The sequence below is a fragment of the Pseudomonas sp. GW456-12-10-14-LB2 genome, from assembly GCF_002884345.1.
Taxonomy (GTDB): domain Bacteria; phylum Pseudomonadota; class Gammaproteobacteria; order Pseudomonadales; family Pseudomonadaceae; genus Aquipseudomonas; species Aquipseudomonas paraglycinae.
Map to the genome: position 1 here is coordinate 1 of NZ_POHV01000147.1, position 273 is coordinate 273.

At 71.8% G+C, this 273-nt stretch carries 1 protein-coding gene; it reads left to right on the top strand.

What is annotated here, in order from left to right:
• Nucleotides 1-273: AMP-binding protein (locus C1X29_RS28475; RefSeq protein ID WP_146023305.1), on the top strand; the 273-nt coding region annotated here is incomplete at both ends.

Consider the following 273-nt stretch of genomic DNA (forward strand, 5'->3'; position numbering starts at 1 on the left):
GTCCTGTTCGGCGGTTCGCCCATGCCGGCGGCCTGGTCCCGGGAGATGCTCGAGCGCTGGCCGCATCTTCGGCTGGTGCACGGCTACGGCCTCACCGAGTTCGGATCGGCCTGCAGCTTCCTGCCCGCCTCGCAGGTCGAGGCGCACGGGGAATCGGTCGGCTTCGCGGCCCCCGGTGTCGAGTTGCGCCTGGTCGGTGACGACGGCGAGGACGTGGCCCCGGGCGCGGTCGGCGAGGTCTGGGTGGCCGGACCGACGCGCATGATCGAATAT